The sequence below is a fragment of the Adhaeribacter pallidiroseus genome, from assembly GCF_003340495.1.
GTDB classification, from domain to species: domain Bacteria; phylum Bacteroidota; class Bacteroidia; order Cytophagales; family Hymenobacteraceae; genus Adhaeribacter; species Adhaeribacter pallidiroseus.
Genome location: NZ_QASA01000003.1, coordinates 1 through 16125 on the forward strand (window position 1 = coordinate 1; position 16125 = coordinate 16125).

General features: G+C 40.3%; 20 protein-coding genes and 1 pseudogene. 8 read left to right on the top strand and 13 right to left on the bottom strand.

Features of this window, described 5'->3' with window-relative positions; all coding sequences use genetic code 11:
• From AHMF7616_RS27375 to AHMF7616_RS25735, 6 genes and pseudogenes are all read left to right on the top strand, one after another.
• Positions 1-181: pseudogene (locus AHMF7616_RS27375) on the top strand (hypothetical protein); the annotation flags it as partial.
• Positions 182-230: 49 nt separating this feature from the next.
• Positions 231-590, top strand: a complete 360-nt coding sequence (locus tag AHMF7616_RS27380; RefSeq protein WP_233507809.1) for a Rossmann-fold NAD(P)-binding domain-containing protein — start codon at positions 231-233, stop codon at positions 588-590.
• Entirely contained in the window at positions 551-991 is a 441-nt protein-coding gene (locus AHMF7616_RS25720) for a Rossmann-fold NAD(P)-binding domain-containing protein (protein WP_233507810.1), read from the top strand. The genes AHMF7616_RS27380 and AHMF7616_RS25720 overlap by 40 nt, the downstream gene beginning before the upstream one ends.
• 316 nt (positions 992-1307) lie before the next feature.
• Entirely contained in the window at positions 1308-1802 is a 495-nt protein-coding gene (locus AHMF7616_RS25725) for a PAS domain-containing protein (RefSeq protein WP_115375870.1), read from the top strand.
• Positions 1803-1831: 29 nt separating this feature from the next.
• A complete protein-coding gene (locus AHMF7616_RS25730; protein WP_115375871.1) occupies positions 1832-2131 on the top strand; it encodes a histidine kinase in 300 nt (99 codons plus the stop codon).
• A 35-nt stretch (positions 2132-2166) separates the two neighbouring features.
• Positions 2167-2388: a sensor histidine kinase gene (locus AHMF7616_RS25735; protein WP_233507815.1), complete on the top strand. Its 222-nt coding sequence runs from the start codon at positions 2167-2169 to the stop codon at positions 2386-2388.
• Positions 2389-3005: 617 nt separating this feature from the next.
• Here the strand turns inward: AHMF7616_RS25735 and AHMF7616_RS27385 are convergent.
• The 11 genes from AHMF7616_RS27385 to AHMF7616_RS25795 form a co-directional block, all read right to left on the bottom strand.
• The gene (locus AHMF7616_RS27385; protein ID WP_233507811.1) at positions 3006-3206 is read right to left on the bottom strand and encodes a response regulator; all 201 of its coding nucleotides are present in this window, start codon (positions 3204-3206) and stop codon (positions 3006-3008) included.
• Positions 3193-3408 carry a response regulator gene (locus tag AHMF7616_RS27390; protein ID WP_233507813.1) on the bottom strand — a complete coding sequence of 72 codons (216 nt, stop codon included), beginning with the start codon at positions 3406-3408 and terminating at the stop codon, positions 3193-3195. The genes AHMF7616_RS27385 and AHMF7616_RS27390 overlap by 14 nt, the downstream gene beginning before the upstream one ends.
• Before the next feature lie 31 nt (positions 3409-3439).
• Positions 3440-4990 carry an ATP-binding protein gene (locus AHMF7616_RS25750; RefSeq protein ID WP_115375874.1) on the bottom strand — a complete coding sequence of 517 codons (1551 nt, stop codon included), beginning with the start codon at positions 4988-4990 and terminating at the stop codon, positions 3440-3442.
• A gap of 1239 nt (positions 4991-6229) precedes the next feature.
• Complete coding sequence (locus AHMF7616_RS25755; protein ID WP_115375875.1) at positions 6230-6601, bottom strand: hypothetical protein; 372 nt, start codon at positions 6599-6601, stop codon at positions 6230-6232.
• A gap of 52 nt (positions 6602-6653) precedes the next feature.
• Positions 6654-7616: a hypothetical protein gene (locus AHMF7616_RS25760; protein WP_115375876.1), complete on the bottom strand. Its 963-nt coding sequence runs from the start codon at positions 7614-7616 to the stop codon at positions 6654-6656.
• A 581-nt stretch (positions 7617-8197) separates the two neighbouring features.
• Complete coding sequence (locus AHMF7616_RS27395) at positions 8198-8704, bottom strand: helix-turn-helix domain-containing protein (RefSeq protein ID WP_233507814.1); 507 nt, start codon at positions 8702-8704, stop codon at positions 8198-8200.
• 685 nt (positions 8705-9389) lie between these two features.
• A complete protein-coding gene (locus AHMF7616_RS28005; RefSeq protein ID WP_115375878.1) occupies positions 9390-9755 on the bottom strand; it encodes a GIY-YIG nuclease family protein in 366 nt (121 codons plus the stop codon).
• Positions 9756-9799: 44 nt separating this feature from the next.
• A complete protein-coding gene (locus tag AHMF7616_RS25780) occupies positions 9800-10375 on the bottom strand; it encodes a hypothetical protein (RefSeq protein WP_199474472.1) in 576 nt (191 codons plus the stop codon).
• Positions 10376-10471: 96 nt separating this feature from the next.
• Positions 10472-10855 carry a M48 family metalloprotease gene (locus AHMF7616_RS25785; protein ID WP_147275801.1) on the bottom strand — a complete coding sequence of 128 codons (384 nt, stop codon included), beginning with the start codon at positions 10853-10855 and terminating at the stop codon, positions 10472-10474.
• 320 nt (positions 10856-11175) lie between these two features.
• Positions 11176-11838, bottom strand: coding sequence for a recombinase family protein (locus AHMF7616_RS25790; RefSeq protein WP_115375880.1), 663 nt, complete (start codon positions 11836-11838; stop codon positions 11176-11178).
• A gap of 318 nt (positions 11839-12156) precedes the next feature.
• Complete coding sequence (locus AHMF7616_RS25795; protein ID WP_115375881.1) at positions 12157-12594, bottom strand: hypothetical protein; 438 nt, start codon at positions 12592-12594, stop codon at positions 12157-12159.
• A gap of 340 nt (positions 12595-12934) precedes the next feature.
• On the opposite strand from AHMF7616_RS25795, the gene AHMF7616_RS25800 reads away from it, so the two are divergent.
• Together AHMF7616_RS25800 and AHMF7616_RS25805 are read left to right on the top strand one after the other, a co-directional pair.
• Positions 12935-13123, top strand: a complete 189-nt coding sequence (locus AHMF7616_RS25800) for a hypothetical protein (protein ID WP_115375882.1) — start codon at positions 12935-12937, stop codon at positions 13121-13123.
• Positions 13124-13212: 89 nt separating this feature from the next.
• On the top strand, positions 13213-13800 hold the full coding sequence (locus AHMF7616_RS25805) for a type IV toxin-antitoxin system AbiEi family antitoxin domain-containing protein (RefSeq protein ID WP_115375883.1): 588 nt from the start codon (positions 13213-13215) through the stop codon (positions 13798-13800).
• On the opposite strand, the gene AHMF7616_RS25810 is transcribed toward AHMF7616_RS25805, so the two are convergent.
• Positions 13787-14674 (bottom strand): nucleotidyl transferase AbiEii/AbiGii toxin family protein, encoded by an 888-nt coding sequence (locus AHMF7616_RS25810; protein ID WP_115375884.1) that lies wholly within the window; start codon positions 14672-14674, stop codon positions 13787-13789. The genes AHMF7616_RS25805 and AHMF7616_RS25810 overlap by 14 nt on opposite strands.
• Positions 14675-14809: 135 nt before the next feature.
• Entirely contained in the window at positions 14810-15706 is an 897-nt protein-coding gene (locus tag AHMF7616_RS25815) for a hypothetical protein (RefSeq protein ID WP_115375885.1), read from the bottom strand.
• Positions 15707-16125 lie beyond the last annotated feature (419 nt).

Genomic DNA, 16125 nt, shown 5'->3' on the forward strand with positions numbered 1-16125 from the left:
AGGATGGACCACTTATGGCCTGGCCCGAAACCCGAATACCGAAATAAACAACTTAATACCCGTAGCGGCCGATTTGTTAAGCCAAGATAGTCTGGAGTCCGCCATGACAGACATTTCGCCTACGCACGTTTTTATTACACCTGGATGCGCCAAGAGACCGAAGCCGAAAACATCCGGGTGAATAGTTTGATGGTACGTAACCTGCTGGAGGTACTCTCCCCCAAAAATCGGTGCAGCACGTAGCTTTGGTAACGGGGCTTAAACATTATTTAGGACCATTCGAAGCTTACGCGAAAGCCGGAACCTTACCCGTAACGCCGGTTCGGGAGGAACATCCGCGGTTGGACATTGAAAACTTTTACTACGCCCAGGAAGATGAAGTGTATGCCGCCGCCGAGCGCGATGGTTTTACCTGGAGCATTCATCGCCCGCATACCGTGATTGGCAAAGCAATTGGTAATATGATGAATATGGGCACTACCCTGGCCGTTTATGCCAGTATTTGTCAAGAAACCAGCAGGCCGTTCCGTTTTCCTGGATCTGGCGCTCAATGGAATGGACTGTCGGATGTAACCGATGCCGCATTCTAGCGGAACAGTTAATCTGGGCCGCTACTACGGAAGCTGCCCATAACCAAGCCTTCAATATCACCAATGGGGAGGTATTTCGTTGGAACTGGCTATGGTACCAACTAGCCGCTTGGTTTGGGGTAGAAGCGGCCGGCTTTGATGGGACCATCCACCCGCTGGAGGTTGAACTTGCTAACGATGGTCCGCTTTGGAAAGAGATGGCTGCCAAATATCACCTGAAGGAACCGGACCTGAACCGATTAGCTTCGGCCTGGCACACCGATTTAGACCTAGGTCGACCGATAGAGGTAATGACGGATATGTCAAAAAGCCGCCAACTAGGCTTTCTGGTTTACCAGGATACCCGCGCGTCCTTTTTTGATTTATTTGCGCAACTCCGGCAAGAGCAACTAATTCCTTAATAGCCCATTTTATCAGAGCTGGATGAAAGGATAAGGCAGGTACTTGTCCTTCCATCCAACCAAAAGGATAATCAAGGGTGTATTTAGGTATTCCTCTTAAATACCAAAAATGCTTATATAAAGAAGCCCTTCTAGGAAGCCGGGAAGGGCATTTCTCTGATAACTGGTATTATGTTAAATAAAGGCTATTTTCTTGGTTTTATACTATTTAAACGGACGAAGCATAATATAAGTCTCTTCAAGGAACCTTCTGATTATCAATAAGCTTTCTACCAGTAAGAGGCGACCTACGGGGTAACAGCGTTTCCGCTGTATAATGACCTTGAATTCTACTGCTTTCACTTTTCCCTTAGCGTTAGCGGAAAAGGCGGATCTCGTGTTTTTTTCTTATGATCTGGCTACGAAGCATTTTACCTATCTGAATCCCGCTTTCGAGAAGGTCTGGCATACGTCTCGCCAAAGCATTCGGCAAAACCCGCTTCAGCTCTTCAAAACGGTGCATTCGGAAGATAAACTCCATGTGCAAGGGGCTTACCTGGATTTACGCAACGGAGTGCTGGTAGAACCCATCGAATTCCGAATTCAGGTACGCCATCATCCCGTCCGCTGGATAAGCCTCAAAGCCCTGCTCCAAGAAGAACCCGAAGCCATTATGGGCTACTGCCAGGATATTACCGGGCAAAAAGAGTATACCGATTACCTTAATAAGTTCTCGGATAAGAAGAATGCCGTGCTCAACATTCTCTCGCATGATTTAGCGGGTCCTTTGGCCAATATTGAGAGTTTATCTTACTTGTTGGCCATGATTTAGAAGAAGGGAAAGTTCAGGAAGCCCAGTACTTGCTGGATATTATCCGGCGCAGCAGCCAACAAGGAACGCTTTTGATTCAGGAGTTCCTCCGCCAGGAGTTCTTGGAAGCCATGGGAACCGAAGTTATGAAGCGCCGGGTAGACCTGGTCGCCACAATAGGAACCTTCCTGGAGGAATACCAGCAAACCCAGCAGATTACCGGCAAGACCTTTCATTACTTACCCGGTAAGGAAACGATTTATATGGAGCTGGATGATAATAAGTTTATCCAGGTGCTCAATAATTTGATTTCCAATGCCCTGAAGTTTACGCCCGATGGGGCGAGATAAGTATCACCCTGGAGGAAAAAGAAGCGACGGTACTCATCCAGGTAACGGACACGGGCATTGGTATTCCGGCACAATACCATAGTACCTTGTTCGAGAAGTTCACCCGGGCCCGCCGTCCCGGTATGAAAGGGGAACCTTCGGTGGGATTAGGTATGTCCATTATCAAGACCATTGTGGAATGGCATCGGGGCCAGATCTGGTTCGAAAGCCAGGAAAATCAAGGCACTACTTTTTACATGGAAATACCGAAAAGTTAATCTTTCTTCGCATTCTTGCTAATGCGGTTAAACTGGATTTGCTCCTAATTTAGCTGATGCATTCTTCGCAGCAGTTGGAGTCTAATTTTTTGAAAAGCGATTTCTTTATCCGGGGGTAAACCCTGGAGCATGATTTCATCTAAGTACCGAAGATAGGCTTCTACCTGGCTACGATTTAAATTATTATCCTCTAGATGGGAGAAGATGTAATCTAATAGTCCCGCCATAACCTTAGTAAAGTAATAAAAGTGGTATACGCGAAAGAATAGCCAGCGTACCCGGATTAATTACGGAAAAAAGGTGCGTGAAATAAGGAAATAGCTCCTCCGCCTGGGTTAGGGCAAGACGGAGAAAAGAATGGATATAGCCGAAGAGTTATGGTTGAAAAATTGCGGCTGATGCCTTTAGGTCGCTTTATTAGCCAGATTGATGATCAGAGCGTGGTGTTTTCTTTTCCTTACTAGCGGAGTAGGAGGGAAGCGGCGCATTTCTCCGAAACCTAGCCAACAACACCATTCTTTTGGTGGCTAATTCCTACTAATAAGCCTATCTCGGCCTTATTAAAGCGTTTTTATATAATAGCTTAGTTGACCCCCAATAATTTCATGGGAAGGTTCCTAGGCCTCAAAGTGCTCGGCTAGAATGCTTTTTAAAGCCGCCTCGGTTAAAGGCTTATTCAACAGTCCCGTAATATTAGCTTGTTCTACTTTTTCAATGTCTTGCGGATTTAAAGAAGTAGTCAACATAATGATGATGACTGATTGCCGCTGCGCCAGCTCTAATTGCTCATAAGCTTTCAAGAACTCAAAGCCATCCATAATCGGCATATTTTATATCCAATAAAATTAATTGGGGGCAGTCCAAACCGGGACAGTTTGCCTGCAGGAGTTGTAGCGCCTCTAACCCGTTATGGGCTACCAGCAGCTTTTCGGCCACTTCTAATTTTTGAAAAAGCCGTTTATGCAGATAATTAGCCGTATCATCATCATCCACCAGCAAGGCACTAGCAATTCTAGTCATGGTATTCTTGTTTATTCTTTACCGGAAGGCTCTATTGAACTTGTTCCTTATTCCGCCGAAAATAGACCTGGAAGGTAGAGCCCTGGTCGACGGCACTCTGCACTTGGATTTTACCGCCGGCATTTTCAATTATTTTCTTGACCATGTATAAGCCAATCCCGGATCCTTCCACGTGGGTATGTAACCGCTGGAACATGGAAAATAGTTTGTTATTGCCGGTTAAATCCATCCCTAGACCATTATCCGTGACGGAAAGTACCTGATATTCCGCCGTCTCCCGGCAATGTACCCGGATGAAGGGCACTCGTAACGGTGAGCGGTACTTCAGGGCGTTGGAAAGTAAATTATAAACAATACTGCGTAAATTCTTGGCCGAGAATTGAATCGTAGGGCAGTCGTCTACCGCTACTTCAATCTGCGCCTGAGAAGCTTCATGGGCTAAATCGAGCTGCACTTCGGTTAGGAGGGCGGGCAAATGAATGGGGATAGCTGCCGCGTTATTTTCCTTTTGCAGCTTCGTGACCTCGGTTAAATGGCCGATGGTGCGTTTAAAGCGCTGTACGGAATTCTGCATCAGATCCAGCGTAACCTGAACATCTTCGGCCAGTAGACTCTCGGCTGGTAATTGATATTGTAAAGCCTCCAGTAAGCCTTCGATGTTGAGAATGGGCGCTTTTAAATCGTGCGAGGCCGTGTAAATAAAATTATCTAAATCCACGTTGGTGCGCGTAAGCTGCTGTTGCAGTTCTATTTGCGCGTGAATCTCCACGTTAACGCCGCTATAACCGACTAGCTTTTGGTCGGGGGTGAAATAGGGTTTGTGTCCGGGTGATGGACCACCGGTATTCCCCATCCGGCGCCGAATCCGGTATACGGGGCTTTCCCAAGGTTGACCCGCCCGGAGAGCCTGCGTAAAAGATTGATTTAACTCTGGTAAATCATCGGGGTGCACCATATCCCAAACTTGGTCTAATTGGTTCGGGTTAATCCGCAAGCCGCTCCACTCTAACAAAGAATCATTGACGTAAGTAATGTGCCCCGTGGCATCGGTCCGGAAAATAAATACGGGTGCGTTCGCAGCCACCAGCTTGAGATCGGCGGCCATTTGGGCGGCTTGCTGCCGTTCGTGTACTTGCTGGGTCACGTTGTAGGCGAAAGTAGAAATGCCCACAATCTGCCCGTTTTCCCGGTAAGCCTGGTAAGTAAAAGTAAAATAAATCTCTTCCCCTCTGCTACCATCCGGTTGGATAATGGTCAAAGGCCTTTCGTAACCAAAGTACGTTTCCCCGGTTTGGTACACCTGATCCAGCAAAGCGACAAACCCCCCGATCACGGTTTCGGGCAAAGCTTCCGCTACGGGCTGACCTTGCAGCTCCCGGTCCGGGAAAAGTAGCTGATAAGCGGCGTTAAAGTATTCAAACCGGTGTTCTGGTCCCCGTTGGATGCAGATGGCGGCCGGCGTTTGCTCAAAAACCTGGTAGTAGGTTTCACGTTCCTGAATTAACTTTTGAGCATTGGCCAGTAATTCGGCCTGTAAGGCGGCGGCTCGCTGCCGGGCGGCTACCTTCTCGGTAACGTCCACAAGAAGGCCAGAATACCTTGCATTTCGCCGGAGTCATTCCGCAAGGGCTGGTAGATAAATCAAAGTACCGTTGTTCCAGTTGCCCGTGTTTAGGGCATCAAGCCGCACGGGTGTTTCCGTGCCTCGAAAGGAATGCCGGTACCATACACTTGGTCCAAAAGTTCGAAAAATCCTTGCCCTTCTATTTCCGGTAAGGCCTCCCGCACGCGTTTACCGATTAGCGGTCGATCATCCCCACCAACTCCCTAAATCGAGGATTGGCAAGTTCAAAAACATGATCGGGTCCGGTCAAAACGGCAATAATAGCCGGCGCCTGCATAACAAGGAATAAAGCTTTTCTCTTTCAACTTGTATCTGATTTTTAGAAGAAACCGCTTGTTCTATTTGCTGAGCAGATTTTTAACGAACTTTTATATTCTGCCTCTCTTTGAACCTCTTTGGTGATATCTACTACCTTCTGGATAATATACTCCACTTCCTGAGTGGCATTTAAGACAGGGTATGAATGGGATACCAGAATTTCTCTTCAAGCCGGTCCCCAAATGGGCCGGCGCGGAACATCATACCGCTGCACTCCATCTGGGTGGGTGTTTATGTTTTAATACGTACTCTAAGGATGATCTGACTTTGGAAACCCCATCCGCATCCCATGCTCCGGATTATCCGGAAAGGCCTCAAAAATATGTTTGCCGGTAAGCTGTTCCGCAAAGTAAAAGTGGCTTCTAAATAAGCGTTGCTGGCATTCAGGATTATCAGATCTGGGGAAAGAATTAAGTATAGATCGGGAACGGTCTCGAAAACCTGTAGTTTCGATTTGTCTAATTTTAATGACATTCTACTTAATCTATACCATGATTTTTTAGGAAAATGTAAGCTACAGCTAAAAACAACTTTTAATAGGAACCTATCATTTAAGGGGCATATTTCCGAAATAACTGGAATAGGTTTTAATTCTTCCCAGATATACCTGTCAAGCTGCCAATGGACCACTTTTAAACCAGCAGGGACAAGACCAACGGTCAACTTTTTTCAGGACGAGTCAGTTGACCAAGCGTCTCGTAAAACGACGGAATACTGATATAAGAAAATACCTGGTAGCTCCAGGTATTTTTAGCTTTTTATTTTTCTCATAAGGGCATCTTAAAAATCAAGAGTATTTTTGATTGTTGAGATGAGTTCTAGGAGCGAACAGAAACGATCATTGTTTCTGGGTTTGTTGCGGCAATGGCTATCCAGTCATTATTCTTTGGCTTGAGCTAAAAAGCTTTGATATTCGGTGAAATCTTCCGGATCCATGTGCAGCCGAATATACTCCTCCAGGCCAATGTCATTTTTCTCATTCACATACCGGGTAAAAGATAAAATGCCTTGACAAGCTTCAAATCCTTTTTGTTGCATGTCCTGCTGCATATTAGGGGGTAATCCCTCCAGCCATTCTTCAAAATCTTGAACCGTGGGCGAAAAGGTTCTGGCTTTTTGGTGATAGCGGTACGCAATATTGCCGTTCGTAAATAACAACTCGTGAAAACGCCGCTGATCGGCCGGGCACTGAGTTAGAAACGCTTCTTGCCTCTGATTGCAATCTTCGTCCGGATGCTTTACTTTAATCATGAAGGAAAATAGCTATTAGGAATTAGATTAAAAAGTAAAGAGCTTCAAAGCATTAAGCTTGCCCACCACAAGAATAAAAAAAATGCTTTATCTCTTTAACTATCTCGCTCTTTAAATATGTGTCATAAATTTCCCGGTCGGTGGCCGTTACCTGCTGCCGTTCTTTTTCCTGGTGCAGCCACTTTTCCTGGTGCAGCGGGCTTGTAGTAAGAGCTACTTTTACTTCCTTTTGCGTTGATTGGTCAATGCCAATTAGAACATCATCCTGGAGCTGCCAGCTGGAAAAAGTTAGGAGAATAGGAGGGGAGTAACGGTGATTAGACAACGATTCATAGCTATTCGTTAAAACGGGTAAGAAAAACCAACAAGAGAGCCAAGCTTCTTTCACTGGATAAACAGCTACCGGTAGGGCCTTAGTCACCAGCAGGCGCTGATCTGCCCACACCAATATAAACAGGCCTTGTTGGAAAAGGCCGAACTCTTGCTGTAATTTCGCCAAATACTTTTTCGCCGCTACTACTACCTGGGTATCTAAGAATAACAAATTAATGGTATTGACCAAGCTGATGATATGCTGCCGGGCAATACCTCCCATAAAGCTATGTCGATCCGGATGGGCATAGTAGTTTCTGAGTGCTCTCGCTTGCTGCAACAGCTCTTGGAGTTCTTTGTCTTTTTCCAGCGCACATACTTTTTCCAGGAGTTTGTTCAATACGAGCGAAACTGGTTTTTTATTGCTTTTACCGGCTATAGCCAGGGCGATTCCTAACTGTTGGCATTTGAACTTTACCGCCATCTCCCAGATCCCGAGTAACTTTTGCAAGGCTACATCATACTGTGGCCAATAATAGTAAGCAGAGGCGATCAGATGTTCAACGGTGTGATAGGAATGAACAATATCCGCTGGCACGTTTGCGTGAAAGCGGCCTTCTACCAGGTAGCGCTGCAAATAATGTTCCCGGTCTTGGATGCCGACAAGGGGCCATCTTGGATCAATCTCTTGATATTTATCCATACTTTCTCTTACTTAACATCCTCAAATTCCTTGATAATTTTAGCAACTTGTTGGGGACTGAAGGTTTTTCTTTTCATAAGTACTGTTCTAAGTTAAGTTTTTTCTCTTCCTGAACAGTTCTAATTTTGGGGAAGCTTACACCTGACTTTTATAGAAAGGGTATTTTACATATTATCTTTTTCTACGTTTCCGCTTTTTACGAGGATAGTTTTTGTTATTACTATTCTGTGGTTTAGGAGCAGGTGGGTTAGCGGGAGGATTGGAGGTCTCTCCGGGTTTGTCTTTCTTTGGTCTGAAGGCAAGGTAACCATTGAGTAAAACCGATAATAATTGAGGTAGGTTGTCTATTATTTTGGTTGACAGTTGAGTAATTAACTCAGTAATGAAGTTCAGTTCCATTTCTTTGAAAAGTTAAAACGTTAAAAATTTATTTAGGAATTCTTGAACATCCTGATTATGCCAGGTATGCTGGAGAGATCTGCTATAAACTAGAAGCGCTTTTACTGAAATGGATGAGTAAAAAGGCCTCATTTTGAAGAGGCCCTTTAAATTAAAATCCAAATAATTCTTACGAGAGCACTTTATTCTTCCGGTTCTCTTGGTTGTATTTGGAAAGTAATATTTGCATCTAAAGCATTAAAAACCTTAGTTATAGTGGCAAAGGTGAAATTGTGGTATGCATTTTCTATTTTGGCGATTTGAGATCTAGTTACTTGAACCTTTTCGCCCAATTCTGCTTGTGATAAATTCTTCTCTTTTCTTAATTCCTTAATTTTCGCGCCCAGGACTACCAGAGACTTCTCATATTCAAAGTCTTCTCGTTCCGGTGTGCCCTTCTTAAATCGATTATCTATTATTGCATTTAAAGGAGTGGTTTTTTCTTTTGGTTTATCAGGCATTAGTTGTTTTTCAGTTGTTGTAAAAGCTTCCAGTAGAGTCTTCTTTTTATTGCCATATGCCGGATCTTGATCAGTATATGGTTCATCCGATATGTGAGGTGGTACAATCGCTGTTAGCGGACTATCTTTGCCCTTGTTATTAGGGTTGGATTGAGTTGCGATCCAGCTTTTCTTATCCATTTCCTTCATTATTTTAAGTTTAAGTTTCTACTAATTTAAGTTTGTTAAATGAGGAAGGAGGTTTAATTCCTTCCTCATTTTTTAGTTCGTGTGCAAGATGTTTTAGCATCTTTCATTTAGTTCGGTAGATTGAATTTATTATTAGGCAGCGTTTAAAATCATCCCAAAAAACATTCATCGAGTAGGTTATACCTTCTGCTTCGATCGTGTATTGAAAAAGGCCATCGCCCAACGAAGTAATCCAATCTGCCGTATACCCTTCTTGTATTAAGTCTAAAATAATCAAAACTTTCTTTCGATTAGTGGGGGTAAGTTCAGCAAAAATGCATGAACCTTATCTGTTACTTCAATTGGAATACTTTTACCCATATATCATAAATTTCGTGACACATATCCAAGCAAAACGGGCTTGTGTTCCATAAAAGGAACTTTATTAATAACGTGGTATAAAGCTTAATGTTTCCTTATATGGAACATTTTTTTAATTTATTTCTTAAATAATATTTATAGATTGAACCAGACTCTTAATTAAAGATGCAACTGCAAGGCAAGCAGTTAAACTTAGAATTACCTATAATTTTAGAACACTCAAAAATTGAGTTTTCTTACACTATAAAAAAGCCAGAAATAAAGATTAGTTTTAAGATTGTTGTGAGGAAATATAGAGGATGGCTTGTTGATTGTCTTACCGTTCTTAATCTAATAGCTCCATTTGCCACCAGTTCGAATACTTTATATTCATCCGTGGCTTCCAAAGTTTAATGCAGCGTTTTTCGTGCTGGAGCGCTTCTTCTCTGGTTGTATATTCCTTGAAGTAGACCTGAGCGTTTTCTGTGATCTTACTGGAGTGTTTAACCAGTCGCCAGTACAAGGAGCTGGTGCAACCAATGTAGACCGGCCGGACCAGTGGGGTACTTGGCACTTGATGAAAGATGAAATAAACGTAGTGCTTCTGCTTAACACCCCGCCATCTCTTTAGTAAGTGCTTACGGGTGTAACGGTTCATTTCCATTTGGAAGGAGTACCAATCCTGCAGGCGGAGTTGAGCTAATGTAGCCATAGTTATTACATAACGTTTCGCGGCTCATCCGCTTTTATGAGTAGTTATTTTGAATTAGGGTATTTTAAGGCAAGATATTTATCAGTATCATTTTTAACCCACTTCAATATGTTAAGGTACTCAACCTCAATTCTTACAATATATTCGTTCTCACCGATAAAATTCCATATTCTTTCAGGGAATCCCCATCCGCCAGAGTCTCGAGCTTTTTCTAGAACATTGATCAGCGGATAGAATGTGTTTTTATAATCACCAGGTTTATAAAGTTCTTCTTCAAATTTGAGTACCTCATATGTATCATAGATTATTAAATAATCTTTACCGAAATTTTTTGCGCATCCTAACTGTCCAGTAAAACTTGCTATTCTATTCTTTTTAATGATTCTTTTGCTAGACCGAAATAAAATTGGCCTTTCTGTTGGCAGATAGTTCTTCAGAACGATCTCCCATACATCATAAAAAGCTTTCCTTTTTTCGCTGGGACCAGTAGAAATCCAATCGGAAATGAAATCTGTAGTTGCTTGCGTAATTTTTGCGTCTTTTTGCAAAATGGCAATTAGATTTTCAGCTATTTCTTCTTTTTGATTTTTCGACAATCTATATTGGAAACTATCACTCATACATAACTACAATTAAAGTATTTTTTACAATTGCCCCTAACGGTCTTGGCTAAAAAGCATTAAAACACTTTTTAGGTGTTGTTAGTAGCTTCTTTTCTACTTTACCATAGGTTTTAATTCTTTCAGAATTCCTGTAAATTCACAATCCCCATTTTGTATCATTTGAATTCGTTTTGCAATTTGATCATGATTTATAGCAAAATCTAGGTTTGTATACTTTTTAAGGCTTTTTATCAATTGTTGGCTATATCCATTCTTAACTACAAAATAGTCAGCATAATATTCATTATAAATGCTGTTTTCTTCTTTTGTTTTGGCTTCTAAGTCAGCATTATATGTTGTATTAGTTTTAAGGCAATAAATTAAGGTTGGAATAGGTTCTTGTTTGTACATGTTAAATACATGTCCAAGTTCATGAAGTAATACAGCTGTTAACTCTTCATCGTCCAAATTCGCTTGTTCACAAATTTGTTGGTTCACAATTATTAGGTGAACAAAATAATTTTTACTAACCTCTGGCATGTAATAATTACTTTCTGTAACAGCAAACCCGTTTGAGGAACTGTTATAAATTGTTTGATTTGTTAAAGAAGGGATATCAGCACTTGTAATTACAAAAATAAATTTCGTAATGATGAGTATAAATCAGGGTCTTTTTCAAGTAAGGTATTTATGCTTTCAATTGCATTATGCAAGTATTTTGAAGACTGCCAGTTTTTGTTTACAAGATTCATTTATAAATGGGTTGATGTAAATTTAGCGCCAAATCGTATGGCCTAAAATGAGAGTAATCTATAATTTTATTCTTTGATAAATCCGCTGCACCTGCACAGCTTGAAATTCTCCGCCCGGCTGGCCCGAAAGCCAGCTTCGTTTAATTTACTGGCAATGGCTAACCAACTTAATTCCTGCGAACGGTAAAGCTTAATCATAGCCGCGGCTCGCTTGTTGTTCTGATTAGTGGCTGCTTTCTGTTTTAATGCCTGGGCACCGGCCACCCGGTCCTGATAAGTCAGGTTTTCTGGTTTGCCTAATTTGGCACCCTGAGCAATCTTCGCCTGCAGAGCGGCTTTAGTCCGGCTGCTGATCAGCTCCCGTTCGTGTTGGGCCAGCACCGCAAAGATTCCGATGGTTAAAGTATTGGCATCGGGCATATCAGCACACACAAAATCAACTCCGCTTTCTTTCAGAGTAAAAATAAAAGAAGCGTTCCGGCTGAGCCGGTCCAGCTTGGCAATAACTAATGTGCCTTTAATTTTACGAGCCTGCTCGATGGCTGCAATCAGCTGCGGCCGGTTGTTTTTCTTTCCACTTTCTACTTCGACGTATTCACTGGTAATCTTCTGACCATTCAGAAAACTGGCCACGGCGTATTGCTGTGCTTCTAATCCCAAACCGCTGGTTCCCTGCTTGGCTGTTGATACCCGGTAATAAGCGACATACTTTTTCTCCACTTGTATCATCTTTGACCTATCTTGTAATAAAAATAAGGGAAGATTACCAGTTTTACAAATCTTAAACGGTCGTTTGTGGTTTGTAAAACAAAGTTGCTTCTCTGCTGTGCTCTTCTTTAAGGAAAAAAACTACTCTTTTTTGCCCAGTTTTTATAATCCTCTTAATACCTAATAAACCGCCTTTTTTAACGAGAAAAATAGAAGGGTTTTTTGTCCACCTATTTCTCATAATGCTTGGATGGTTCCTTCTAGCTTTTTGATAAACTAGGAGAGGCAGAGTTAAACTTTAAAAGAGGTAAAGCCTATTTTATTTAAAAAGAGGAACACTCAAGAAGCTGCAATCATTTGGGCTGGAGCAATAGGTAAGTCTTGGTTTTCTATCTGCTGCAAAAATTTAATTTGCTGTTTTATCTTTTCTAATACCTGGTGGATGTCTACTCCCGTAATCTGCTGCACTCCTTGCATGAGTGGCCCTAAGTCTACTTTCTGACGAATGAAGTCCCGCACACGGTAGAGTTCGAGCTGGCCTAAGTCCGTGCTTTCTGGATGCTTAATAAAGAGCTCTAAATCGAATTGATAGAGTACGTACCCCGGCTGCCGGCGAACAATGGGCAAGATAACACAAACAGTGTTATGGAGAATATCGGGTTCTTGGAACTGCTGCTGGAGATAACTAGCCTCATTGATAATAGGCCAGATCTCGGCATCATCATAAAACTGCTCGATATAAGGCGTAATTTGTTCAGGCATGTAATAGTAAATCATTGGCGTAAGTAAAGATAGCAGTTTATTTACTTAACTCTTTAAATTGGATCTTTGTCTATAACGTAAAGTATATATACTTTACGCTCATAGGAATTAATTGTTACGTAATTCTTAATTCATCTTCCCCTTTAATATTATAGATAATTCTACTTGCACTTATCATTTTAAACGATTAACTTTGCTATACAGAAAGTATATATACTTTCTGTATTCTAATACTTTTTTGTTTCTATTGTAATAGTAAACGATTTATTAATTACTTATTGCTTTTATCCTATAAACCTACTAACTTTGTAGAAAGTATATATACTTTCTACATGTAAACACCATAAATACAATTATGGCTGGAAAGTCCCGATTTATTATTGCTGAAAGTAGTATTAAGTCCTTTTTCAAGCAGAGCCTTCAGAATGTTTTCTCGCGTGAGCAACTAAATGGAATATTTGAAGAAAGAAGAGCAGCTTGGAATTTGCCAATTGCTACTAATAGCGTTCGATTTATTGATCAGCTGCAAAAAGAGGAATTTTAACTAAAACCGAAATTTTATTTGACGGCTACTTAAATAATAAGGAACGTTATATTACTGATTCTGCTAATGTATTCGAGGTAGCTGTATCTTTGGTCAACAAATCTTATTTATCCCATTATACAGCTGTATTTCTGAATGATTTAACTAATCAGGTACCAAAAACTATTTATGTCACTTTCGAGCAAAGCAAGAAAGCAGCTGGTAACTCGCAACTAAAGCAAGAAGCAATAGATGCAGCTTTCTCGAAGCCGCAACGAAGAGCCTTAACTGAAGCGAAATATGGAGATTTCTCTTTTCTCATTCTCAATGGTATGAATACCGGAAGAACTGGTATTCATACCATTGAGAATGTTCCAGTAACGAATCTGGAACGTACCTTAATTGATATAACTGTTCGGCCAAGCTACGCTGGAGGAGTTTACTCAGTGTTGGAAGCCTACCAAAATGCCTTGCCCCGAATCTCACTAAATAAGTTGGTTGCTACTTTAGACAACTTAAATTTTATTTATCCTTATCATCAAGCCGTTGGATTTTATTTAGAGAGAGCGGGATACTCCGGTAAAAAATTAGAGAACCTACGAAGCCGAAAGAAAGAATTTAAATTTTATCTGACCTACGAAATACAGGAAAAAGATTTCTCAGAAGATTGGCAGCTATATTTTCCTAAGGGAATGTAAGTGGTTGGAAGGTGTTAACTACATAATCAAAGTAAAAATCAAAACTTTCGGATTTCTCAAATTTAGAAACGGTGTCTTTTACACTATCCCAATTGTCTTTATGAAACTCTTTATTCGTACTGATTTCTTTAATAAAGCCTAAAGGAACCTGCTTAGCACCAAATATTTTCGCTATAAGTTCTTTATTTTTATTTGAGTTAGCATCAAGCTGATGCATTTCCATAATGAGGTGTATGTCATAAAAATCTCGGGCTCGAGGACGAGCAGAAAAAGATTTAATAACACCCTTATATTGTGGTAACTGTTGGCAGATAGCTCTTAATTTTTCAAAAACAATCATTTCCGGGGTATACACATATACAGTAAACCCGTCAACATCTATTGCAGCCTTGCTCCCTACGTACTCAAATTTACTAAATTCTAATTCAAAAGTAGGAGAGGGACCAGTTGAAGAACGTCCAGGCTTAAGCGGGATTGCCAGTCTTCTTTGATTACTTATATTATCTTTATTGTCATTGAATATTTTTTGATCTAATACTTTAAAAGTAACTTGGTAGCCACTCCAAAACTCAATAGTTGGTGTTTTAGGCCTATTATTAAATTTATAATCTATAAGAGCAAACCCGTGCTCTCCAAAAGTCTGTACCAAAGTTTTATGAATTCTCTCGCTAATAACAGCCACATCCTCTTCAAAATCGCCATCTTCTATCGAGAAGTCTAAGTCATAGGAAGTTCTGGAAATGGAACTGCTATCGTGATAGGCAAGATCAATAGCATTGCCACCTTTTAAAACAATACTTTCTATTAGTTGATCATCCGAAGCTAAAGCAATAATTGCTAATCGCTTGATTTTATTAACTAAATCTAAATTCATTAAAAAGCTTAATTTCAAACTATTAGGCTACAAACCCTAGTAACCCTCCAAGTTGCAGTTGGCAAATAGGAATATAAGTATACTTAACGCTGCAAGAAGTAATTAGCTTATTTAGATCATAATAAATAAAGTAAACTAAAGAACAATGATTTTATTAGGAAGCCTTCGTCGAATTACGCCACCAACAAAATAGTAATTACTGGGAAAGTTTAAATTAGCGAAAAATGAATACTCGATGTTCTCATAAACAATTTCATCTCGAAACTTAATATCTATCAATCCTCGTTTTTTTAAACGACGCTGAATATTAGTTCCAGTGCGCGCGGATTTATACCCAAATAGCTTGGCCGTTTTTTCAGTTGATATAGTTACATCTAAGTTCAAATTATTGGGCAAAGCCGTTGAGTTTGGCTGATGAAGTTGAGCTTGTTTAATAGCTTCTAACTTTCGAATGGCACTTTTTTTTGCGCGACGAATTTTACTAGATGCTACTTTGTTTTTATAATCGGTTCCCAGTTTCTTGCTCAACTGGCTATGCACAAATTTGTTTTTAATGGTAATATCTTGCCTATTGCAATTTCGACGCATCTCCAAAAACTGGATAGCTGTTTCTAAATCTTTTGTGTTTTTACAAATGGGTAAGCGGAAGATGGGAATATGAATATTCTCTTTACGCTCATTCTCATCATAATTGTTTGATATTTCAAATCCTAAATAGCGATATACTTGGCTTATATTAGCTAAAATTATAAATGCCTCTCCCAAACGGTTAATACCAACACTTAATAATTTTAATTTGTGTAAAGTTTTTACCTCATTATATATTTTGCTTTTTTTTAGTCCGGTATGTCGCTCTATTACTTTTATATAATTGTGGATGGTTCCAGATTTACTTATTTGTTTAACAAGAAGAAAGAAAAGGAAAGTAGTTTTGAATTTTCTTTTATTAGCAATTGCTAATGCACCTTCATAAACTTTAATACCTTGAATAGGAGTTAAGTCTTTCTTTCTATATGTAACAATTTGTTTCAAGCCTTACAATAATAATTAGTCCTTTATATTTCAATTAATAGCAAATCAACTATACTGTAAATATAACAATTAAATTTTTGATTAGCAGACGTTTCCATAAAATTGCATTTACTTTTAAAACCGTTTAGCTTAATGTAATAAAGATTATTGAGGTTGAAAGATACTGTAGTAGCCTTAGCTTACAAAACGGCGAGAAAGAGTCATCAATAGTTAAAGTAGATGGATACTATTTTTATATCCATCTACTTATAAAGTTACTTAGTTTTAGTCGGGTCAACCAATTTATAGAAAGACCCAGCTTTAGGGGTAGGAGGCAATGGATTTCCTTTTGTCGAGGTTCTCTCAGGCCCTTTTCCTCCACGGGGACCAATGATTTGATACTGCCCACTTTTGGGCGCTGGAGTACCAGCAGTTAATTT

Excerpts from the sequence above, each read along its gene's own strand:
- AHMF7616_RS25720 (WP_233507810.1), top strand. The coding sequence starts at position 551 with ATGGAATGGACTGTCGGATGTAACCGATGCCGCATTCTAGCGGAACAG.
- AHMF7616_RS25725 (WP_115375870.1), top strand. The coding sequence starts at position 1,308 with ATGACCTTGAATTCTACTGCTTTCACTTTTCCCTTAGCGTTAGCGGAA.
- AHMF7616_RS27385 (WP_233507811.1), bottom strand. The coding sequence starts at position 3,206 with ATGGATGGCTTTGAGTTCTTGAAAGCTTATGAGCAATTAGAGCTGGCG.
- AHMF7616_RS27390 (WP_233507813.1), bottom strand. The coding sequence starts at position 3,408 with ATGACTAGAATTGCTAGTGCCTTGCTGGTGGATGATGATGATACGGCT.
- AHMF7616_RS25755 (WP_115375875.1), bottom strand. The coding sequence starts at position 6,601 with ATGATTAAAGTAAAGCATCCGGACGAAGATTGCAATCAGAGGCAAGAA.
- AHMF7616_RS25760 (WP_115375876.1), bottom strand. The coding sequence starts at position 7,616 with ATGGATAAATATCAAGAGATTGATCCAAGATGGCCCCTTGTCGGCATC.
- AHMF7616_RS27395 (WP_233507814.1), bottom strand. The coding sequence starts at position 8,704 with ATGAAGGAAATGGATAAGAAAAGCTGGATCGCAACTCAATCCAACCCT.
- AHMF7616_RS28005 (WP_115375878.1), bottom strand. The coding sequence starts at position 9,755 with ATGGCTACATTAGCTCAACTCCGCCTGCAGGATTGGTACTCCTTCCAA.
- AHMF7616_RS25780 (WP_199474472.1), bottom strand. The coding sequence starts at position 10,375 with ATGAGTGATAGTTTCCAATATAGATTGTCGAAAAATCAAAAAGAAGAA.
- AHMF7616_RS25790 (WP_115375880.1), bottom strand. The coding sequence starts at position 11,838 with ATGATACAAGTGGAGAAAAAGTATGTCGCTTATTACCGGGTATCAACA.
- AHMF7616_RS25795 (WP_115375881.1), bottom strand. The coding sequence starts at position 12,594 with ATGATTTACTATTACATGCCTGAACAAATTACGCCTTATATCGAGCAG.
- AHMF7616_RS25800 (WP_115375882.1), top strand. The coding sequence starts at position 12,935 with ATGGCTGGAAAGTCCCGATTTATTATTGCTGAAAGTAGTATTAAGTCC.
- AHMF7616_RS25810 (WP_115375884.1), bottom strand. The coding sequence starts at position 14,674 with ATGAATTTAGATTTAGTTAATAAAATCAAGCGATTAGCAATTATTGCT.